Raw genomic sequence first — 19,012 nt, forward strand, 5'->3', positions numbered from 1 at the left:
GCACCGCATCCGGCGACTAGGTCGCGGCGACACCACGCCCTATAACCCCGCATGAAAACCACGCGAGGAACCACATGTCTCAAGCTCAAATCACGGACTGGCTGGCGTCGCAGAAGCAGGCGATGATCGATCTGCTGCGCGACGTCGTGAACATCGACTCCGGCTCCTATGACAAGGAAGGCGTCGATGCGGTCGGTGCGCGGTTCGAGCGGCATTTTGCCGAGCACGGCATTCCGTGCCGGCGCGAAGCCGACGCCACCTTCGGCGACGCCATCCATGCCGACGTCGCAAAGCCCGGGAGCAACGAGAAGCCGGTGCTGTTGATGGGACATCGCGACACCGTGTTCGGCAAGGGCGAAGCGGTGCGGCGCCCGTTCACGATCAAGGACGGCCGCGCCTATGGGCCTGGCGTCGCCGACATGAAGTCCGGAGTCGTGATGAACATCTTCGTCGCCACCGCCTTCCACAAATTCGGCGGCAACCCGCATCCGATCAAGCTGCTGATCACCTCGGACGAGGAGATCGGCTCGCCCTCCTCCCGGCCGGTGATCGAGCGCGAAGGCCGCTCGGCCCGCGCCGTGTTCAATTCCGAGCCGGGCCGCCCCACCGGCAACATCGTGACGGGGCGCAAGGGCGGCATCTTCATGCATCTCGCCATCACCGGCAAAGCCGCGCATTCCGGCGCCAATTTCGCCGCCGGCGTCAGCGCGATCGGCGAGCTCGCGCACAAGATCGTGCAGATCCACGCGCTCACCGATCTCGACAAGGGCATCACGCTCAATGTCGGCCTGGTCTCGGGCGGGCAGTCCGTCAACACCACCGCGCCTTACGCGGAAGGGCAGATCGACCTGCGCTATGTCGATCCGGCCGATCGCGCGCGGGTGATGGACGCGATCCAGACCATCGTCGCGACATCTTTCGTGCCGGGCACGCATGCGACGCTGACGATCAAGGGCGAGTTCGTGCCGGTGGTGCAAAGCGCGGATTCAAAGGCGCTGTTCGAAAGCTATCAGGCCGCAGCCAGACAAGCCGGCCTCACCACGCTGCAGGGTGAATTCTCCGGCGGCTGCGCCGATTCCGGCTTCACCGCCGCGGTCGGCACCCCGACCATCTGCGGCCTCGGCCCGGTCGGCGGGCTCGCGCACACACCGGAGGAATATCTCGAGATCGACAGCATCGTGCCGCGCGCGCAGGCGCTAGCGTTGGCGATCTTGCGGGGGTGAAGGCAGCTGCCGTAGGGTGGGCAAAGCGAAGCGTGCCCACCGTCTCTGTCACCATGTAAAGCTCGTAGGCACGGCGCAAGTGCGCCTTTGCCCACCCTACGAGACCTCCCAAGTTTCTACGAATAACTCGGCGCGTCCGGCTTGCGGAAGATGTGGATGGGATCGCCGGGAATGATCACGGGCTGGCCCGAGAACATCGCGTAGGCGTAGAGCGCGAGATAGGCGATCGCCAGCGCGCCGATGGCATAGAACGCCCAGGTCGCGATACGCTTCATCGTTCCGCTCCGTTGCCGTCCCGGCGGGAAGGTTCAGGGCGCTTCTAGAGCGATGACGGAGAAAAGACCAGCCTCTGCGCCGACAGCCTGCGGCGGTCAAACGCCGCGCCGGCTGCGCGCGGGAACGCTGACATCCGCAAGCGTGGCGGCGTCCTCGTCCTGGTCGACCGCCACATACTGGCCGTGCCAATAGGCCAGCGCCGCGGTGCGCGTCGAGCTGTTGATGCCCCTGACACGGCCGATGACGATGCCGTGCGAATGGCGCTCCACGATCTCCTCGACCTCGCAATCGAACGCCGACAGCGCGCCGACCAGCAGCGGAACGCCCGAGACCGCCGTCACCCACTCGGCACCTTTGAAACGATCGGCGCCCTTCAGCCCGCCCTTGCCGGCAAAGCGCTCGGCGACATCGAGCTGGTCGGCGTTGAGGATGTTCACGCCGAAGGCGCCGTGGCGGCGGATCAAGGGGAAGGACGAGGCATCGCGGTTGATGCTGACCAGCAGCGTCGGCGGCTCGACCGACAGCGAGGTCACCGAGGTCACCGTCATGCCGGTGATGTCCTTGCCCCGCCCGGCGGTGATGACGCTGACGCCGCCGGTGAGATGGCGCATGGCGCCGCGGAAATCGGCGGACGAGATGGCAGTTTCAGTCATGAGATCGCGAGGCACTACATTCATGGCATGGTCCCCGACGCGGGGTTGCTCTTTATCTAGGTACGATCGTCCGCCGACAACAGATGGCTCGAGGACCGGGGCGTCGAGAGCCTCCGACACCGCCAAACTATGGAGCGGCCTGCCGGAGGTGTCGAGATGTCATGACCAAGAACGATACGCAAACTGTCGCGCGGCCGCAGGCGCGATCAATCTTCCAATCGACGGGGCAAATGCAGGGTAATTCTTCCCGCACGCGAATGCGAGCGCCGCACGGCTCTGTCTCGGCGACGCGAGGCTCCGACCTCAAAATCGCGAAAACAACCCCATGCACAGTAGCCGGCAGTAGCGAGATCAATGACTTACACGGCAGCCCGACGGGTCCATCGCACCGGCAGATTCTGCAGTCCGCGAAACGCCCAGCCACCGATCCGCACCTTCTCGTCGTCGACGATCTCCAACTGCTTCGCCCGCGCGAACACGGTCGGCAGCGCGACGTCGGCGATCATGGCGCGGGAGGCGAAGGCGCCGGCGCAGAAATGCGGGCCGGCGCCGAACGCGACGCTCTTGGTCGTATCACGGCGCACGTCGAACTCGTCGGCACGCTCGAAATGGGTCTCGTCGCGATTGGCCGAGCCGAACATCAGGAACACGCGCTCGTCCGCCTCGAAGGCGACGTCGCGGATGCTCCACGGCCTGGCGATGCGCCGCGGCGACATGCCGATCGGCGAGATCCAGCGGGCATATTCCTCGAACGCCTGGAGCCAGGTGACTTCACCGCGCCTGACAAGATCGAGCTGCTCGGGATGGGTCAGCAGCGCCCACACCGTGCCGGCGATCGCCTTGCGCGGCTCGTTCTGGCCGCCCGAGATCGCGAGCTTGACGTTTGCGCGCACGCTCTCCATCGGCATGCCGGAGGCAAGCAGCACGCCGAGAATGCTCTGGTCGGGATGCTCGCGCACCACCGGCAGGATGTCGTCGATCGCAGCATCGATGCCCGATGTCGCGGCATGGCAGCGCGCCTCGACCTCAGGGTCGCCGGCGTAATTGGCGATGCCCTCGATCATGCCTTGCGACCACGCGTCCATGTCCTGATAGCCGATGTTGGTGAGCCCGGTGATCGACTTCAGGCATTCGCCGGAGAACGGCAGCGCGAAGTCGCGCATGAAGTCGATCCGCCCCGGCTCGATCGCGTCGAGGATGCGGTCCGCATGGGCCTGGAACAGCGCGGTCCAATGCGCCTTCACCGTCTTCGGCGACACCGTCGGGAACATCGCGCGGCGCTCGACCTGGTGCGCCTCGCCGTCCTTGCGCATCATGTTGTGGCCCATCAGCCGGTTCATCAGGCCCGCGGGCTGGTGCGAGGAGAACACGTCGATCTGCTTCTCGGAGATCGAGATGTCGTCGCGGCTGGTCAGCAGCGTCGAGCCGAGCTGCGGCACGAAGGCGATCGGCGCTTCTTTCCGCATTTTGGCGAGCATCGGATAGGGATCGGCCCAGAACGCGACAGGGTCGATATCGATGCGCGGCGCGGTGCTCAAGGCGGCCTCCCGAGGTTGTCATATCCTTCAGGCCAGACTAGCGAACCACAGCGCCGGCGTCTGTCCCTAGTGATGGGGACGAACGGCAGGAGCGCATTTAGGTGCAAGTCATAGGTGCAAGTCGGGCTGACGGGACAAAACGGCAAGGACATCCCCGAATTTGCCGTGGCAACCGGTTCCTGTACTCTTGGCCTGCGAGGCTTGGCCTGCAAAGTTTGGCCTGCAAAGCCGGGACGGGATGGTCATGACCACATTGTTCATCGCAGGCGCGACGGGGCTGGTTGGCGGCCGCGCGATGACGCTCGCTCTTGCGGACTCTCGCGTCACGCGCATCATCGCGCCGACGCGGCGTGCGCTGCCGCCCGAGGAACGGGTCAGCAATCCCCGGCTCGATGATCTGATTGCCGGTGCCGGCGGTGAGGAATGGCGAGCCGACGGCGCAATCTGCGCGCTCGGAACGACGCGGGCGGCGGCAGGGTCGGCAGCAGCATTTCGCGCGGTCGATTACGAACTGGTGCTGCTGGTCGCGCGGCGGCTGCGCGACGCCGGAGTCGGTCGGCTCGCGCTGGTATCGTCCCTGGGCGCCGACCCGCGATCCCTGTTTCTCTACACACGGACGAAGGGCGAGGTGGAGGAAGCGGTCGAGGCGCTCGCTTTCCCGTCCCTGACGATCCTGCGGCCAGGATTCCTGGATGGCGAGCGTGCCGAAAGCAGGCCGGTACAGCGAGCCGTGCGGAACGTCCTGGGCTTCATATCTCCCCTGTTGCCGCCAGTTGCGCGCGTCAGTTCGGTGACCAACGTGGCCCGCCAGCTCATCGAGGCCGCTGTTGCCGGCGAACCGGGAAGGCACGTCATTGGAGCCGGACAACTGGCGGAAGGCGGCGACTGACACCGCCCGTCCAGCTGCGCGTGCCGGACGACGCTGCGCGGCTCTGCCAGATCCTTGGAGCCAGACCTTGGAGCTACCGCGCCTCGGCGATTCTCGGTCCGGATGACAGCATCTGCGCGTTAGCCGCCAACGGCCGCTTCGACGGCGATGCCGGGTCCGGCAATCGGAAGGCGGCGTCGGCCGGCGTGCCCTGGGATGGTCTGCGGGCGGCGCTTGCCGGAAGCACGATCACCTTCGCGCCGACCTTCACCCGCTCATAGAGGTCCGTGACGTCGTCATTGGTCAGCCGGATACAGCCGGACGACACTCGCTTGCCGATCGTATTGGGGTTGTTGGTGCCGTGAATGCGATATTCGGTTTCGCCGAGATACATCGCGCGCGCGCCGAGCGGGTTGCCGGGGCCGCCCGCCATGAACCGCGGCAGATAAGGTTGACGCCCGATCATTTCAGTCGGCGGATGCCAATCCGGCCATTCTGCCTTGCGGGCCACGGTCTGCTCGCCGGACCAGGTGAAACCTTCGCGGCCGACACCGATGCCGTAGCGCAACGCCTGCCTGTCGTTCAGGACGAGATAAAGGAATGTGTTTCCGGTATCGATGATCACGGTGCCGGGCGTCTGGCGGCTTGCGTAGTCAACCACCTGCCGGACCAATGCCCCGGGACCCTCGGCGTCGGCTTTTGGCGGCTCGGCCAGAGGCGCCGGAGCCGGTGTCGGAATCGGAGCTGCAGCCGGGACTGGAGCCACCGCTGCGGCATGAACCGGAGGCGCCACGTAAACCGGCGTCGACGATGCCTTGGCCTCCTGCGCGGGCTTCCGGACTGGCTGCACGCTCGCCGGTTTGGACAGCAAACCGTAGCCCACGACGGCGACGGCCACGACGCCGATCGCAACGCGCGCGGCCATCGGGAGAGCGAAAGTCTCCGCCTTTCCGCGTTTGGCCCGCTTCTTCATCGCTTTCCCCAAGTCACCCTGCCCAAGTCACCCTGCCCAAGAGAGGTACCCAGCAAGATTTAAGAAACATCGAAGCAATCCCGCCCGGAATGGAACCGCTGGCGATGGTTAACGCTTTTTATCCTGATGCTTCACAATGCGCGCTCTACAGCGAGGCAAGCCCGGAATAACAGGGCGCGCCTGCCGGGAGAATGATTTGCAAATTCTGGTCGTTGAAGACGAAGACCTGATCCGCGATGTGGTCGTGGACATATTGGAGGGTCACGGGCACGAAGTTCTTCAAGCCGGGAGCGGAGAGCACGCGCTGCAGCTTTGCGCCGAAGTCACTCCGGACCTCATCTTCACGGACGTAAGGCTGCCGGGGCAGATTTCCGGGTGGGACGTCGCAATAAGATGCAGGCAGAGTCATCCCGCCATTCCCGTCATCTACGCCACTGGATACACTCAATCAGATCCGCGCCCGGTTTCCGGGAGCATCATGCTCCACAAGCCCTACCGACTCGAGCGGCTCCTGGAATCCATACGCACCTTGACGCGCCAGTAACGCCGCATCCGAACGGCGAGCTTGGCCATAAGGACACGCACTCACTCCGCCGCCATGCCGCGCAGGTAAGGTTGACCGGTGAGGTTAATTCGAGCCGGCGTTTGTCCATCGAAGCCGCCCTCGCTAGCCTGGCAACCAGGCAGGGATGACATGCTCAAGAGGACCGACCAGCACACGCTGTCGAAGGCCAAGCGCCGCGAAGCCCACGACTACGCCGTCGGGCTGGCATTCCTCGGCGCCGTCGGCATCCCCATGATCGCATGGATCGCCGCAATCGCATGGGTCGGCTGGCGCCTGATCGAGTGGCTTTTTTTCTAGGTAGAGCGCGGCTTACCATGAGCGAATTTGCAGGGCTTTCCGATCATTTCATCATGCGAATGCACGAGTTCATTCGCAACGAGGTGCAGGCCGATGCCTTGGCCGGCACCAGGTTGATCGGGCTACCCGCCAGACACCGCGCTGATCGTCTGTTCAAGGAGATCGAGCGTCGCGGGCTCGTCTGCAGGCCAATCGAATGGCCCGAGCACCTGGCTGATCCGTCGCGCGACCCGGCCGATCGGCCGCTTCGGACGATCGAAAATTGATTGCATTCGGCTCGCTTCGGTACGCATGAGACCGCCGGGATGCCGCAAGGGCATTCACGAGATGTAAAGCATCGAACAGAACAACGTCGCGCGAACGTTCAGATGTGAACATCGTGCGACGAGGAAGAAAGCCTAACCTCGTCCGGCCTCGGTTGGATTCGCCTCCGTGCCGAAGCGTCAGCGGCCTCAGCTCATTACCCTTCCCAGGCTGAGGCCGCTTGCCGCTTCAGTTCAGGCTCCGCGAGAGCCGATCGTCAATCGGCAGCTTGTTCCGGAATGCTCGTTTGTCTTTCGTCGCCGTTGGATTGTCTGGCTGCCCGGTACCGACCGGGCGATAGGCTGTGATATCGATTGAACAGCTTGGAAAATGCCGCAGGTGTCTCGTAACCGACCCGGCTCGCAATCCGGGCGATAGGCTCATCGCTGGTTTCCAACAGGAACGCAGCCTCCGCCATCCGGCGCTCGATCACATAACGGTGCATGGACTGGCCGACGAGCTTGGTAAAGCGCGCCGAAAATACCGAGCGGCCGAGCCCTACACGGTGGCCAAGATCGCTCAGTGTCCAGGGCCGCTCGGGGTTTTCGTGAATCAGCTTGAGCGCCGGTCCGATATGAGGGTCGGATATTGCACCAAGCCAGCCGCCCTGTCCGGGACTGAGAGATGCAATCCAGCTTCGGAGCACCTCGACGAAGAGCACTTCGGTCAATCGTGAAAGCGCGACGCGTTGGCCTGGACGCTCGAGCGCGGACTCGCTGACCATACGGCGGAGGATCGCTTCAAGCCAACCACCATCGGTGGTCCGCTTCAGCAGCAGCACGGGTGGAAGCAGCTCCAGCACACTGCCAAACAGAGGCCGTGACACGGTGAAATTGCCGCAAATCATCGTCGAGAGCGGCTTTGCACCTGTGCCGTGACGAACGACGCCAAGGCGCGCCGACGTTCGGTCGATATCCATGATCCGCAAAGGCTTGGCGCGGCGATCCGAATAGAACACGTGGGGCTCTCCCCGCGTGATGACGACGAAATCGCCCTCGGACATCTGGATCTGCTCTCCCTGTTCGAGGGCGAGAGTAGCCGAGCCTTGGCTGAGATAATGAAACAGAGCGTACGGTCGCGCCGGCAACTCGAGGTGCCAGGGATGGCCGAGCTCGAAGTGAAACAGCAGCGTCCCGCCGAGACGAACCCGATCGAGCACTTGGGCGAGTATGTCCATGTCGCCGAGATTAGTCCGGTGGACGATTGGACACAACATCCGGACGATCGATCTCTATCGTCCGGAAGATCCGCGCAATAGGTCATGCCGGCGCGGGCCGACGTCAGGAGCGGCAACCCTTCGCCCAGGGGCGGATGGAAAAAACCGCGACCTTACCGGAAACGCCTGTCCATTCCTTCGGACCGTGCTCGTCCGACATGCCAACAGGAACGATTCATGCGAAATATTCTCCTCTCTGCCGCCACCGTACTTCTGGCCGGAACGACATTGGTCGGCTCGGCTCATTCCGCCGAACTGCCCAAGGGAGCGGCCCCCAACATCGTGCTCGTCCACGGCGCTTTCGTGGACCAGACGAGCTGGCAGCCCGTCGCCGAAATTCTCACGAAGAAGGGCTACAACGTCACGCTGGTCGAGAATCCGCTCACGTCGCTTGCCGCCGACGTCGATGCCACCAAGCAGGCGCTGGCGAAGCAGAGCGGCAAGACCGTCCTCGTCGGCCACTCATGGGGCGGCGTGGTGATCACGCAGGCCGGCAACGATCCCAAGGTATCGGCGCTCGTTTACGTTTCCGCTTTCGCGCCTGACGTCGGCCAATCTCTGGCGACCCTCGCCAAGAGCGGTCCGGCCACCGAGGGCACCGCGGCGATCCATCCTGACGACAAGGGCAACCTCTACATCGATCCCAAGGTGTTCCCATCTGCGGTCGCGGCTGACCTTCCGCCGAAGATCGCGGAAGCCTTGGCCAACCATCAGCTTCCGCTGAACCACGTCGCGTTCGAGGCCCCGGTCGATGTTGCCGCGTGGCGCGATAAGCCGACTTTCTATGTGGTCACCACGAAGGACAAGGTGATCGCGCCCGAGGTCCAGAGGCATTTTGCAGCCGCCATGAAGGCCCAGACGACGGAAGTCGCCGGCAGCCATGCTTCGCTCGTCGTTCATGCGAAAGAAGTCGCCGCGGTGATCGAAAAGGCCTCGCTCGCAAAGTGACGACGCCGCTCCCGGCGCACACGTGCCGGGAGCGATCAACTTAAAATAGCAAATCCTGCCCCGGCTGCGGTCTCCGCATCGCCGCCCTCGCGCAAGGCTGCGCCACCCGCTCACCCCACGGCAACTTGTTCATCGAGGATGAAATGACTGAACTCGATATCCCCAGCCACGATGGAGCCACGCTTGAAACGGCGCCGACCCGCTATGTCGAAAGCCGCACCATCCGCTTCGCCTATCGTCGCCTGGGCCCGGCGACCGGAACCCCGCTCGTTCTCCTGCAGCATTTTTCGGGCAACATCGATGCCTGGGATCCCGCCGTCGTCAATTCCCTTGCCGCCGATCGCCCCGTGATCGCCTTCGACAACGCCGGGGTCGGCCGCTCGAGCGGTCAAACGCCCGACAACGTCGCGGCGATGGCACGAGACGCGGTCGAGTTCATCAACTCGCTTGGCCTCGCGGAGGTCGACCTGTTGGGCTTTTCTCTTGGTGGCTGCGTCGCTCAGCAGATCGCCGCCGAGCACGGAGGGCCGGTCCGCAAGCTCATCCTTGTAGCGACTGCGCCGCGAGGGGGAGAGGAACATTTGTTGGCAGTTCTGCAAGACGCGTTTTCCCAGGCGGACGCGCCCGACCCGCGCTTGCCGTTGTTCTTCACCAAATCCTCCAATAGCCGCGCTTCAGGATTGGCGTTTCTCAAGCGAACGAGAGTGCGCTCGGACGATCGCGATACCGATAACGGCAAAGCGGTGACGGATCCGCAGGCCAAGGCCCTGATCACCTGGTGCGCCACACCTGATCCTGATCATGAGATTCTGCGCGCCATTCATCAGCCCGCCCTGGTGGTCAGCGGCAGCCATGACACGATGCTGCCCGCGGACAACGCCTACGCAATGTTCAAGCAACTCCGCAATGCGCAGCTGGTGCTTTATCCCGATTCAGGTCATGGCGCCCTGTTTCAGCACCACGAAATCTTCGTCGACCACGTCCGGAGGTTTCTCGACACACGGTCTACGGCAGCGTGACTCCGACGCGGGCCTTGAGAGCATTGAAGAGGATGGAATGACAATCGTGCAAATTCAGGTATCGCGATTCAGCGTCACGAGCTCAAAGCCGTTCGACGCGGTGGTGGCCATGCTCAGATCGGCGGTGGGGCAGCCCGACATGAACGAATTTTTCAGGGCCACGCGGGCGACGAATGAATTCCGGGATCTGGAGCGTGTCGTGAAGAGCGGCCTTGGCCGTACAGGTCTCATGCGCTTCGCGGAGTTCGACCTGGGCGACATTCTGCGTCGTGAAACCGGGGCCGCGACACCCAGGATCATGCGGTTTGTCATCGGCAATCCACTCATCATGAAGGAGATGGTCAAGCACGTGCCCGATGCCGGATCTTACGCCCCAATCACCATCCTGGTCGATGAACGCTCCGACGGCGTGCACCTGTCTTACGACCAGATGGAGAGTTACCTGTTGCATTATGCCAACGCGGAAGCCCTTGCCGTCGCCCGGGATCTGGATGCGAAGGTGACGAGCTTGCTGCGCGAATGCGCGGGCTGACGATCTCCGATGCCGTTTCTGTCGACCGAATGTGATCTCATCTCGTTCGCACAATGCCGCAGGCGCTGAGATGTGCCGCCACACGAATACTCGAACAATCGAAGGGGAGTTCTGGTGAACAGGTTGCTTCTTGCCATTCTCATGGTGTCGGCTGTTTCCTCCGGCGCTGCAGCCGCATCGCCCGGGGAGCCGCTGGATTCTGCCGAGCTGAGTACGATCAAATCAAAATTCGGCACGCTCATGGAATTGGCCAACAGGCACGATTTCCAGGCTCTGCATGACATGTTCTGGCAATCGCCCTCCGCTCTGCTGGTGGCGAAGAGCGCGATCCCGTCCGAAGGAAACTGGGCCGGTTTCTGGGGCAACGAGGCGATTGATCGGAAACTGCATGATATCGGCAGTTCCGGCCCGGTCGTGCTCGAACCAGACTATTCGAAGCTCAGGGTTGTCGGGCTGACGCGCGATGTCGCCGAGTCCTACGTGCCGATGAACATCACGGTCTCTTATGCGGGACAGGATGGAACAGCCCGACCGTTTCTCATGATCATCAATTGGCTTCGCATCGGAGCGGACTGGAAGATCGCCTCCGAAATTATTCTGCCGGTGCCGCCCGTACCCGCCACGAAACGCTAGGCGGCAGGCTTCGACTGTTCGGCACGAAACCGCGGCGATCCGGGCCGGCGTCCACCTTGCTTCCGGAAGCGGGCATCTCCGCCTCAATTCAGGCCGTGTGGTCCTGCCAGCAAACCCAGCACGATCGCAAACAATTCGTTCTGCGAGGAGATGCCGAGCCGCTGATAGGCGCGCTTGCGGTAGGTCAGGGTCGAATGCAGGCTGATGCCGAGGCCTTGCGAGATCGCCTCGGAGCTGAGACCTAGCAGGATGCGGCAACAGACCTCCTGCTCGCGCGGCGTCAGGTTCGAGAGTGGCGCGCGCGTCGCGAGCAATTCCGCGAGCGACGGCGAGGGCGTTGTGCTCGACTGGAAATGGCGCGCCACGCTGGCGCCGATCGCCGGTGCGATCATCTGCAACCGCTCGCGCTGGGCGGCGCTGAAGCGACCCTGCGTCGTGATGCGGTAGAAATTGACGTAGAAGCAGGTGTCGCCGATCCAGATCGCGGTGGCGCATTTGTCGACGATACCGGAATCGTGGAAGAAGATCTTGCGGTAGCGCGCGCCGTACATCCGCGGCGCGAAGGCCGGCAGCATGATTGGCGCAGCGCCCTCGCCTTCGAACAGCGCATCGCGGTTGGGATCGGATTCGTGGAACTGGCCGGCATAGGCGGCGCCGAGATCGCCGCCGGTCGGAATATTGCCGGCATCGAGCAGGCAGGTCGCGGCACCGGCACGGCTCAGCGCGAACACCATGCAATGGCCGACATCGGCGTGCCGGCGCAGCGTGTCGATCAGCACATTTGGGAAATCGGGGCGGCCGATGGCAAGCACCGCGGAGGTGACATCGCCAGCCGCCGGATTTACGGGCGTCCCGTGAGGGCGCATCCTTCTCTCCCTGTCGTCTTTGGACGAAATTTATCAGCAAGAAGCGCGCAGCGGAAGGCGCCGGCCGTCGGATGCATTGCACGACGTTGTTCACCACGCTGGCGCTGGTGAACTGCCGTCAACGGCGTTGGCCTGTAAAAGGTTCTGAGCCCTGATGGTGCATGCGGCCGGAAAGCCCGCCAACGTCCATCAGGTGATGTGGGTCACTGAAGGTTCAAGGCGATTGCGGCACTGTGGATCGTGGCCGCAAACCCGCCGCCCAGACAGAAGGTCCTCACATGAAAACCGCCCGCCTTGCTCTCTTCGCCGCCCTCATCGGGCTCGGCTCCCTCCTCGGATCCACCCACCTGTCACCGGCTGCAGCAGGCTGGGGCTCTCAATACGGGTGGATGGGAAACAAGTCATACATGGACTGCCTGAAATACGTAGGGGCCTTCGGTGCCGACTACCCGAACCGGAACAAGAACATCGAAACTTGCAAGCGGAACTACCTTCCGGGCGGCCGCTGATTTGACTGTCTCGACGGTTTGTCGCCGGCATCTTCTGCCGGGTGCGCAGAATCCGCACCCGGCATCGGCCCTCGCCTGGGTTCTCAGGCATACTCGAACGCAAGGGAGAAGTTATGCTGAAGGCAGAACCCACGCTTGAAAATCTGGCATCGCATATCCAGCGTCAGGACCAATTGCTGAAGGCTCTGCGGTGGAGTGTTCTTGGCGCTACGATCATGGCGTCTGCGGCGATCCTTACATCCCTATGGCACTCGTCCGTCAGTGCCGGCGCGGTCAAAACCAAGACCTTGTCCGTGGAAACCATCGCCTTACGCAATGACACCGGCAAAATCGTCGCCTTGATCTCATCCACGTCCGAGGGAACGCCGCATATCTCGTTGTTCGATGGCCGCGAGAAGGTGCGTCTTAGCATCGGGCTGCGCCAGGATGGTGCACCTTCGGTGTCGCTCCTGGATACGGAGCAGGGCTCCCGGGCCGTGCTGTCTCTGAACGATCATCAGGATGCGTCCTTGACGATGTTCAATGCCGGAAAACTTCCCCGTGCCACGCTGGCCGTCGACACCGCCAGCTCGGGTCACATGGTTCTCTACGGGACCGGCGGAGGTCTGAACCTGTCCGCTTCCGATGGTCGGGTGCAATGGAATCCGGTGAACGGAGCCGCTCAGAACTTCCAGACGGGACGTGAATCCAAGTGACGTCCCGCCGCAGGTCTCATGTCGGCCAGAGACCTGGCTGGGAAGACTTGCGGAGTTTGTCTTACCCCGCCGCAGCCTTGGCCGGCGGAACGTTGATCGCGAGCTTGCCGTAGCGATCCGTGAAGGCCTGCGTGTCGATCTCCTCCAGTTGGATCGCGCCGCTCATCACGCTCTTTTTCCAGGCCTCCTGCGCCGGATCGTTCTGGAATTCCGGCATCACCTCGCGGCCGAACAGCTCCAGCGATTCGCAGATGTGCTCGTGGCTGTTTTTTCCGGCCTGGTTGAGCAGGATGACCTGGTCGATATGCGAGGACTGGAAGCGCCTCAGCTTCTTGCGGATGGTTTCGGGCGAGCCGATCAGGCCGCCGCGCAAGGCCGCCTCCTGCGCTTCCGGATTGTCGCGCTTCCACTTGTTGTACTCGTCCCACATGTTGACGGTGTAGGGCGCGGGCCGCTGGCGGTTCTGCGCGGCGCCGTAGAAGCGCAGCGCGAACTGGAAGAAGGTGGCGCCGTCGGCGCGCGCGCGCGCCTCCTCGTCGGTCTTGGCGCACATGAAGAACGACACCAGCGCCATGTTCGGATTGATCTGGTAGTCGGCGAGCTTATGAAGCCGCTTGGTCATGGCGTTGTAATAGGCGTGCACCCAGGCATGCGCGGCGTCGGCGCTGACGAACTGGAAACCGAGCGCACCAAAGCCGTGGCGGCCGGCGCGCTCGATGGTCGGCAGCTGCGAGCACGCCATCCACAGCGGCGGATGCGGCTTCTGCACGGGTTTCGGGACGACGTTGCGCAAGGGGATGTCGAAATACTTGCCGTGATGCTCGGAGCCGGCATCCCTGAACATCGGGAAGATCGCGGCGACGGCCTCCTCGAACACTTCCTTCTTGGTCTCCATGTCGCGGCCGAACGGCGTCAGCTCGGTGATGGAGGCGCTCTCGCCCATGCCGAATTCGCAGCGGCCGTTCGAGAGCAGATCGAGCACCGCGACCCGCTCGGCGACGCGCGCCGGATGGTTGGTGGTGAGCTGCAGGATGCCGTGGCCGAGCCGGATGTTCTTCGTGCGCTGGCTGGCGGCGGCGAGGAAGGATTCCGGCGAGGGCGAGTGCGAATATTCCTCGAGGAAGTGATGCTCGACCACCCAGGCGTGGTCGTAGCCGAGCTTGTCGGCGAGCTCCATCTGCGTCAGCGCGTTCTGGTAGAGGGCGAGCTCGTCGCCGGCCACCCAGGGCCGCGGCAGTTGCAGCTCGTAGAAGATGCCAAACTTCATGGCGTCGCTCTCCCCGTTTTTTTATGGTTGGGCTCATCTTAATGCGCGAGGCGCCGCTGTCTACGGAGCGACAATTCCGCCGCGCGGGAGATTGATTCCCTTGCCGCGAATGGCGGCGGACACCTGCCTTGCCTTGCCTTGCGCAGCGCTGCGACATCAGTGCTGGCCCGCGGCTTGATCCAGATCAACGCGTCAGCGGCGCGGCTGCATCTAAAATGCAGCAAGGTAACGGCCCGGATGCCGTCCCGATTCCCATCACATTTTGAGAGACCGAATATGTCGGCCCCTGACGACGCGATGTCGCGCGTGCGCCGTAAGCGCATGGAGATTTTCGCCTTCCTGTTCCTGACCGCGGTCGTGATGCCCGTCCTCGCGGTCGGAACCGTGGGCAGCTACGGCCTCGGCGTCTGGATCTACCAGATGTTTGCCGGACCTCCCGGCCCGCCGCCCTCCCCGCATTGATCCCCGACAACGAAGGACAGGCATCATGGCCAACGCCACGCTCAATCGCCGCGCCTTGATCACCGGCCGGGTGCTCAGTGCCGACCCGGTCGTCGCTCCGCCGGGCTGCGAGATCGCCAGCATCATCGTGCAGGCGCGCCCCGAGCGCCTCGCCGAGCTCGAAGCCGCGATCACGGCCCTTGCCGGCTGCGAGATCCACGGCCGCGATCCGCGCGGTAAGCTCATCGTCGTGACCGAGGCGCCGGATTCCGGCAGCCTCGGCACCCTGCTCAACACCATCCAGTCGCTGCCCGACGTCTATTCCGCGGCGCTGGTTTTCCACGCCATCGAAACCGCCTGAGCAAGGAAGAGCCATCATGACATCGCCAAAGCTCGACCGCCGCCAGATGCTGAAGCTCGAGGCCGCCGCGATCGCGGCCGCCGCCGCGGGCATGCCGGTGCCGGCGCTCGCCGCCAACCTCGTCGCCGAGCGCGACGTCGCCGAACTGAAATGGGACAAGGCCGCCTGCCGCTTCTGCGGTACCGGCTGCTCGGTCATGGTCGCGACCAAGGATAACCGCGTCGTCGCCACCCACGGCGACACCAAGGCCGAGGTCAATCGCGGCCTCAACTGCGTCAAGGGTTACTTCCTCTCCAAGATCATGTACGGCCACGACCGCCTGACGCAGCCTATGCTGCGCAAGACGAACGGCAAGTACGACAAGAACGGCGAGTTCACGCCCGTGTCCTGGACCGAAGCCTTCGACATCATGGAGGTGAAGTGGAAGGAGGCGATCAAGAAGCGCGGCCCGAACGGCGTCGCCATGTTCGGCTCCGGCCAGTGGACGATCTGGGAAGGCTATGCCGCCTCGAAACTGTTCAAGGCCGGCTTCCGCACCAACAACATCGATCCCAATGCGCGGCACTGCATGGCCTCCGCGGTCGCCGGCATGATGCGCACCTTCGGCATCGACGAGCCGCCCGGTTGCTATGACGACATCGAGGCCACCGATGCCTTCGTGCTGTGGGGCTCCAACATGGCGGAGATGCACCCGATCCTGTGGACGCGCGTGGCCGACCGCCGGCTCTCCGCGCCTCATGTCCGCGTCGCCGTACTCTCGACCTTCGAGCACCGCTCGTTCGACCTCGCCGACATCGGCATGATCTTCAAGCCGCAGACCGACCTCTACCTCCTCAACGCCATCGCCAACCACATCATCAAGACCGGCCGGGTCAACAAGGACTTCGTTGCCGCGCACACCGTGTTCAAGCGCGGCCAGACCGACATCGGCTATGGCCTGCGGCCGGAGCATCCGCTGCAGAAGAAGGCGACCGGCGCGGCCAAGGCCAACGACTCCACCGACATGACCTACGACGAATACGTCAAGTTCGTCTCGGAGTACACGCTGGAGAAGGCGGCCGAGATGTCCGGCGTGCCGATGAACCGGCTGGAGGCGATCGCCGAGCTCTATGCCGACCCCAAGACCAAGGTGGTCTCGTTCTGGACCATGGGCTTCAACCAGCACACCCGCGGCGTCTGGTGCAACAACCTCATCTACAACATCCACCTCCTGACCGGAAAGATCTCCTCGCCCGGCAACAGCCCGTTCTCGCTGACCGGCCAGCCCTCGGCCTGCGGCACCGCGCGCGAGGTCGGCACCTTCTCGCACCGGCTGCCGGCCGACATGGTCGTGACCAACAAGGAGCACCGCACCAAGGCCGAGCACCTCTGGCTGCTCCCCGAGGGTACCATTCCCGACAAGCCCGGCGCGCACGCCGTGTTGCAGAGCCGGATGCTGAAGGACGGCCTGATCAACGCCTATTGGGTGCAGGTCAACAACAACCTCCAGGCCGGTCCCAACGCCAACGAGGAGACTTATCCGGGCTTCCGCAATCCCGACAATTTCATCGTGGTCTCGGACGCCTATCCGTCGGTCACCGCGCTTGCCGCCGACCTGATCCTGCCGACCGCGATGTGGGTGGAGAAGGAAGGCGCCTACGGCAATGCCGAGCGGCGCACGCAGTTCTGGCATCAGCTCGTGGCGGCCCCCGGCGAGTCGAAATCCGATCTCTGGCAGCTCATGGAGTTCTCCAAGCGCTTCAAGATCGAGGAGGTCTGGCCCGAGGAGCTGATCGCCAAGAAGCCGGACGTTCGCGGCAAGACGCTGTTCGACGTGCTCTACAAGAACGGCCAGGTCGACAAGTTCCCGGTCTCCGACATCGAGGCGGGCTATCTCAACGACGAGTCCAAGGCGTTCGGCTTCTACGTCCACAAGGGACTGTTCGAGGAATACGCCGCGTTCGGCCGCGGCCACGGCCACGACCTCGCGCCGTTCGACACCTATCACCGGGAGCGCGGCCTGCGCTGGCCCGTCGTCAACGGCCAGGAAACCAGGTGGCGCTTCCGCGAGGGCAGCGACCCCTACGTCAAGTCCGGCACCGGCGTGCAATTCTACGGTCATCCCGACGGCAAGGCGCGCATCTTCGCGCTGCCCTACGAGCCGCCGGCGGAATCGCCCGACGGCGAATATCCGTTCTGGCTCTCGACCGGCCGCGTGCTGGAGCACTGGCACTCCGGCACCATGACGCGCCGCGTACCCGAGCTCTACAAGGCGTTCCCCGAGGCCGTCTGCTTCATGCATCCGGATGACGCGCAGGACGCGAAGATCCGGCGTGGCGACGAGGTGAAGGTGGTGTCCCGCCGCGGCTTCATCCGCGCCCGTGTCGAGACCCGCGGCCGCGACCGGCCGCCGCGTGGGCTGGTGTTCGTGCCGTGGTTCGACGAATCCAAGCTGATCAACAAGGTGACGCTGGACGCCACCGATCCGATCTCGCTGCAAACCGACTACAAGAAGTGCGCCGTCCGTATCGAGCGGGTGAACCTGTCATGATGAAACGAACAGCAATCGCCCTGCTCGCGGTCGTGATCGCCGCGGGCGTCAGCTCGCTGACCGCGCAGACGTTGACCTCCGGCCTGCGCGGCCCGACCCCGCTCAACGACGAAGGCCCGGCGCCGCCGATGACGCCGATGCGCAACACGTCGGAACGGGAGGTGCGCAACTATCCGGAGCAGCCTCCGGTGATCCCGCATTCGATCGACGGCTACCAGGTCGACCTCAACGGCAACAAGTGCCTGTCCTGCCACGCGCGGGCACGCATCGCGGAATCAAAGGCGCCGATGGTCTCGATCACGCATTTCATGGACCGTGACGGCCAGTTCCTGGCCTCGGTCTCGCCGCGGCGGTTCTTCTGCACGGAATGCCATGTGCCGCAGAACGTCACCACGCCGCCCGTGAGCAACGACTTCACCGACATCGACACGCTGCTGTCGCGCTCGAGCCCCGGTGGACGGCGATGACGACGACCGCTGACGGGCCCAATCCGGAGTTGAAAACCAAGCGCGGCGTCATCGCGCGAAGCTGGGTCTTTGCGCTGGAGCTCTGGCGGGTGCTGACCCGGCCGAGCTCGGTGTTCGCGCTCGGCACCCTGGTCCTCGCTGGTTTCGTTGCCGGCGTGATCTTCTGGGGCGGTTTCAACACCGCGCTGGAAATCACCAACACCGAGAAGTTCTGCACCGGCTGCCACGAGATGAAGGACAACGTCTTCGCCGAGCTGAAGTCGACGATCCATTTCAGCAACCGCTCCGGCGTGCGCGCGACCTGCCCGGACTGCCACGTGCCGCACAACTGGACCGACAAGATCGCCCGCAAGATGCAGGCTTCCAAGGAAGTCTGGGGCAAGATTTTCGGCACGATCAACACGCGGGAGAAATTCCAGGACCACCGCCTCGAACTCGCCGCGCATGAGTGGGCGCGCTTCAAGTCCAACGATTCCCTGGAATGCCGCAATTGCCACAGCGCCGATTCCATGGACATCACCAAGCAGTCGCCGCGCGCCTCGGTCGCCCACCAGCGCTTCCTGTTCACCAAGGAAAAGACCTGCATCGACTGCCACAAGGGCATCGCCCATCAGCTGCCCGACATGCGCGGCGTTCCGGGCTGGCAGTAAGCTCCGCTCCTGGCACACCGCTCGCCGGGCGCGGCGAGCGGACGACGTCAGACACGCCGAATTCTAATAGCGAAAGTTCCATTCGGCAGTTTCATTATACCACTGCGTTATCCCCTGCTTAAACCACAGGGCCGATCATGCTCGCGACGCAAGCTGTCCCAAGTCCTACTGCGGTGGCCAGA

22 protein-coding genes are annotated in these 19,012 nt (G+C 63.8%); 15 read left to right on the forward strand and 7 right to left on the reverse strand.

The annotated features are described in order from the left end of the window. The first annotated feature begins 74 nt into the window (after positions 1–74). Positions 75–1,223, forward strand: a complete 1,149-nt coding sequence (locus tag CIT39_RS28245; RefSeq protein ID WP_094976975.1) for a M20 family metallopeptidase — start codon at positions 75–77, stop codon at positions 1,221–1,223. Positions 1,224–1,339: 116 nt separating this feature from the next. Here the strand turns inward: CIT39_RS28245 and CIT39_RS28250 are convergent, their stop codons facing one another. The 3 genes from CIT39_RS28250 to CIT39_RS28260 all read right to left on the reverse strand — a co-directional run bounded on the left by CIT39_RS28250 (position 1,340) and on the right by CIT39_RS28260 (position 3,690). Beyond that, on the reverse strand, positions 1,340–1,498 hold the full coding sequence (locus tag CIT39_RS28250) for a hypothetical protein (RefSeq protein ID WP_162848676.1): 159 nt from the start codon (positions 1,496–1,498) through the stop codon (positions 1,340–1,342). Between the two features lie 96 nt (positions 1,499–1,594). After that, positions 1,595–2,176 carry a flavin reductase family protein gene (locus CIT39_RS28255; protein WP_094976974.1) on the reverse strand — a complete coding sequence of 194 codons (582 nt, stop codon included), beginning with the start codon at positions 2,174–2,176 and terminating at the stop codon, positions 1,595–1,597. A 335-nt stretch (positions 2,177–2,511) separates the two neighbouring features. After that, on the reverse strand, positions 2,512–3,690 hold the full coding sequence (locus CIT39_RS28260; protein ID WP_094976973.1) for a cytochrome P450: 1,179 nt from the start codon (positions 3,688–3,690) through the stop codon (positions 2,512–2,514). A 244-nt stretch (positions 3,691–3,934) separates the two neighbouring features. On the opposite strand from CIT39_RS28260, the gene CIT39_RS28265 reads away from it, so the two are divergent. Next, on the forward strand, positions 3,935–4,579 hold the full coding sequence (locus CIT39_RS28265; protein ID WP_244607465.1) for a Rossmann-fold NAD(P)-binding domain-containing protein: 645 nt from the start codon (positions 3,935–3,937) through the stop codon (positions 4,577–4,579). A gap of 73 nt (positions 4,580–4,652) precedes the next feature. On the opposite strand, the gene CIT39_RS28270 is transcribed toward CIT39_RS28265, so the two are convergent. After that, positions 4,653–5,531, reverse strand: a complete 879-nt coding sequence (locus CIT39_RS28270; protein ID WP_094976971.1) for a L,D-transpeptidase — start codon at positions 5,529–5,531, stop codon at positions 4,653–4,655. A gap of 136 nt (positions 5,532–5,667) precedes the next feature. On the opposite strand from CIT39_RS28270, the gene CIT39_RS33250 reads away from it, so the two are divergent. The 3 genes from CIT39_RS33250 to CIT39_RS28285 all read left to right on the forward strand — a co-directional run bounded on the left by CIT39_RS33250 (position 5,668) and on the right by CIT39_RS28285 (position 6,659). Further along, positions 5,668–6,075 (forward strand): response regulator, encoded by a 408-nt coding sequence (locus tag CIT39_RS33250; RefSeq protein WP_094976970.1) that lies wholly within the window; start codon positions 5,668–5,670, stop codon positions 6,073–6,075. A 150-nt stretch (positions 6,076–6,225) separates the two neighbouring features. Beyond that, complete coding sequence (locus tag CIT39_RS28280) at positions 6,226–6,393, forward strand: RNA-binding protein (RefSeq protein WP_094976969.1); 168 nt, start codon at positions 6,226–6,228, stop codon at positions 6,391–6,393. A gap of 17 nt (positions 6,394–6,410) precedes the next feature. Then, positions 6,411–6,659: a hypothetical protein gene (locus CIT39_RS28285; protein WP_094976968.1), complete on the forward strand. Its 249-nt coding sequence runs from the start codon at positions 6,411–6,413 to the stop codon at positions 6,657–6,659. 254 nt (positions 6,660–6,913) lie between these two features. On the opposite strand, the gene CIT39_RS28290 is transcribed toward CIT39_RS28285, so the two are convergent. Next, on the reverse strand, positions 6,914–7,873 hold the full coding sequence (locus CIT39_RS28290) for an AraC family transcriptional regulator (RefSeq protein ID WP_162308729.1): 960 nt from the start codon (positions 7,871–7,873) through the stop codon (positions 6,914–6,916). Positions 7,874–8,089: 216 nt separating this feature from the next. Here CIT39_RS28290 and CIT39_RS28295 point away from each other — a divergent pair, with 216 nt between their 5' ends. The 4 genes from CIT39_RS28295 to CIT39_RS28310 all read left to right on the forward strand — a co-directional run bounded on the left by CIT39_RS28295 (position 8,090) and on the right by CIT39_RS28310 (position 11,044). Beyond that, positions 8,090–8,860 carry an alpha/beta hydrolase gene (locus tag CIT39_RS28295; RefSeq protein ID WP_094976966.1) on the forward strand — a complete coding sequence of 257 codons (771 nt, stop codon included), beginning with the start codon at positions 8,090–8,092 and terminating at the stop codon, positions 8,858–8,860. A 143-nt stretch (positions 8,861–9,003) separates the two neighbouring features. After that, positions 9,004–9,879 (forward strand): alpha/beta fold hydrolase, encoded by an 876-nt coding sequence (locus CIT39_RS28300; RefSeq protein ID WP_094977093.1) that lies wholly within the window; start codon positions 9,004–9,006, stop codon positions 9,877–9,879. Positions 9,880–9,916: 37 nt separating this feature from the next. Beyond that, positions 9,917–10,411 carry a DUF302 domain-containing protein gene (locus CIT39_RS28305; RefSeq protein ID WP_094976965.1) on the forward strand — a complete coding sequence of 165 codons (495 nt, stop codon included), beginning with the start codon at positions 9,917–9,919 and terminating at the stop codon, positions 10,409–10,411. Between the two features lie 141 nt (positions 10,412–10,552). After that, positions 10,553–11,044 (forward strand): hypothetical protein, encoded by a 492-nt coding sequence (locus CIT39_RS28310; protein WP_414645257.1) that lies wholly within the window; start codon positions 10,553–10,555, stop codon positions 11,042–11,044. Positions 11,045–11,127: 83 nt separating this feature from the next. On the opposite strand, the gene CIT39_RS28315 is transcribed toward CIT39_RS28310, so the two are convergent. Beyond that, entirely contained in the window at positions 11,128–11,910 is a 783-nt protein-coding gene (locus tag CIT39_RS28315; protein WP_094976963.1) for a helix-turn-helix transcriptional regulator, read from the reverse strand. A gap of 622 nt (positions 11,911–12,532) precedes the next feature. Here CIT39_RS28315 and CIT39_RS28320 point away from each other — a divergent pair. Then, positions 12,533–13,114: a hypothetical protein gene (locus tag CIT39_RS28320; RefSeq protein ID WP_094976962.1), complete on the forward strand. Its 582-nt coding sequence runs from the start codon at positions 12,533–12,535 to the stop codon at positions 13,112–13,114. A gap of 61 nt (positions 13,115–13,175) precedes the next feature. Here CIT39_RS28320 and CIT39_RS28325 read toward each other — a convergent pair whose 3' ends face one another. Then, a complete protein-coding gene (locus tag CIT39_RS28325) occupies positions 13,176–14,381 on the reverse strand; it encodes an LLM class flavin-dependent oxidoreductase (protein ID WP_094976961.1) in 1,206 nt (401 codons plus the stop codon). 276 nt (positions 14,382–14,657) lie between these two features. Between CIT39_RS28325 and napE the strand changes: the two genes are divergently transcribed. The 5 genes from napE to CIT39_RS28350 are packed head-to-tail and all read left to right on the forward strand — an operon-like array spanning position 14,658 to position 18,830. Beyond that, complete coding sequence (gene napE / locus CIT39_RS28330; RefSeq protein WP_094893482.1) at positions 14,658–14,843, forward strand: periplasmic nitrate reductase, NapE protein; 186 nt, start codon at positions 14,658–14,660, stop codon at positions 14,841–14,843. Between the two features lie 25 nt (positions 14,844–14,868). Beyond that, a complete protein-coding gene (locus tag CIT39_RS28335) occupies positions 14,869–15,183 on the forward strand; it encodes a chaperone NapD (protein ID WP_094893481.1) in 315 nt (104 codons plus the stop codon). A gap of 16 nt (positions 15,184–15,199) precedes the next feature. Continuing rightward, positions 15,200–17,713 carry a nitrate reductase catalytic subunit NapA gene (gene napA, locus CIT39_RS28340; protein WP_094976960.1) on the forward strand — a complete coding sequence of 838 codons (2,514 nt, stop codon included), beginning with the start codon at positions 15,200–15,202 and terminating at the stop codon, positions 17,711–17,713. Further along, entirely contained in the window at positions 17,710–18,180 is a 471-nt protein-coding gene (locus CIT39_RS28345; RefSeq protein WP_162308730.1) for a nitrate reductase cytochrome c-type subunit, read from the forward strand. The genes napA and CIT39_RS28345 overlap by 4 nt, the downstream gene beginning before the upstream one ends. Then, positions 18,177–18,830 carry a NapC/NirT family cytochrome c gene (locus CIT39_RS28350; RefSeq protein ID WP_094976958.1) on the forward strand — a complete coding sequence of 218 codons (654 nt, stop codon included), beginning with the start codon at positions 18,177–18,179 and terminating at the stop codon, positions 18,828–18,830. Before CIT39_RS28345 ends, CIT39_RS28350 begins: the two co-directional genes overlap by 4 nt. Positions 18,831–19,012 lie beyond the last annotated feature (182 nt).

Source organism: Bradyrhizobium symbiodeficiens (assembly GCF_002266465.3).
In the GTDB taxonomy this organism is placed as follows: Bacteria; Pseudomonadota; Alphaproteobacteria; order Rhizobiales; family Xanthobacteraceae; genus Bradyrhizobium; species Bradyrhizobium symbiodeficiens.

Bases quoted from the DNA above. Each gene is read 5' to 3' on its own strand.
- CIT39_RS28295 (WP_094976966.1), top strand. From the start codon at position 8,090: ATGCGAAATATTCTCCTCTCTGCCGCCACCGTACTTCTGGCCGGAACG.
- CIT39_RS28310 (WP_414645257.1), top strand. From the start codon at position 10,553: ATGGTGTCGGCTGTTTCCTCCGGCGCTGCAGCCGCATCGCCCGGGGAG.
- CIT39_RS28315 (WP_094976963.1), bottom strand. From the start codon at position 11,910: ATGCGCCCTCACGGGACGCCCGTAAATCCGGCGGCTGGCGATGTCACC.
- CIT39_RS28265 (WP_244607465.1), top strand. From the start codon at position 3,935: ATGACCACATTGTTCATCGCAGGCGCGACGGGGCTGGTTGGCGGCCGC.
- CIT39_RS33250 (WP_094976970.1), top strand. From the start codon at position 5,668: ATGCGCGCTCTACAGCGAGGCAAGCCCGGAATAACAGGGCGCGCCTGC.
- CIT39_RS28350 (WP_094976958.1), top strand. From the start codon at position 18,177: ATGACGACGACCGCTGACGGGCCCAATCCGGAGTTGAAAACCAAGCGC.
- napA (WP_094976960.1), top strand. From the start codon at position 15,200: ATGACATCGCCAAAGCTCGACCGCCGCCAGATGCTGAAGCTCGAGGCC.
- CIT39_RS28255 (WP_094976974.1), bottom strand. From the start codon at position 2,176: ATGAATGTAGTGCCTCGCGATCTCATGACTGAAACTGCCATCTCGTCC.
- CIT39_RS28345 (WP_162308730.1), top strand. From the start codon at position 17,710: ATGATGAAACGAACAGCAATCGCCCTGCTCGCGGTCGTGATCGCCGCG.
- CIT39_RS28280 (WP_094976969.1), top strand. From the start codon at position 6,226: ATGCTCAAGAGGACCGACCAGCACACGCTGTCGAAGGCCAAGCGCCGC.
- CIT39_RS28300 (WP_094977093.1), top strand. From the start codon at position 9,004: ATGACTGAACTCGATATCCCCAGCCACGATGGAGCCACGCTTGAAACG.
- CIT39_RS28320 (WP_094976962.1), top strand. From the start codon at position 12,533: ATGCTGAAGGCAGAACCCACGCTTGAAAATCTGGCATCGCATATCCAG.
- CIT39_RS28250 (WP_162848676.1), bottom strand. From the start codon at position 1,498: ATGAAGCGTATCGCGACCTGGGCGTTCTATGCCATCGGCGCGCTGGCG.
- CIT39_RS28305 (WP_094976965.1), top strand. From the start codon at position 9,917: ATGACAATCGTGCAAATTCAGGTATCGCGATTCAGCGTCACGAGCTCA.
- CIT39_RS28325 (WP_094976961.1), bottom strand. From the start codon at position 14,381: ATGAAGTTTGGCATCTTCTACGAGCTGCAACTGCCGCGGCCCTGGGTG.
- napE (WP_094893482.1), top strand. From the start codon at position 14,658: ATGTCGGCCCCTGACGACGCGATGTCGCGCGTGCGCCGTAAGCGCATG.
- CIT39_RS28285 (WP_094976968.1), top strand. From the start codon at position 6,411: ATGAGCGAATTTGCAGGGCTTTCCGATCATTTCATCATGCGAATGCAC.
- CIT39_RS28245 (WP_094976975.1), top strand. From the start codon at position 75: ATGTCTCAAGCTCAAATCACGGACTGGCTGGCGTCGCAGAAGCAGGCG.
- CIT39_RS28335 (WP_094893481.1), top strand. From the start codon at position 14,869: ATGGCCAACGCCACGCTCAATCGCCGCGCCTTGATCACCGGCCGGGTG.
- CIT39_RS28290 (WP_162308729.1), bottom strand. From the start codon at position 7,873: ATGGACATACTCGCCCAAGTGCTCGATCGGGTTCGTCTCGGCGGGACG.
- CIT39_RS28270 (WP_094976971.1), bottom strand. From the start codon at position 5,531: ATGAAGAAGCGGGCCAAACGCGGAAAGGCGGAGACTTTCGCTCTCCCG.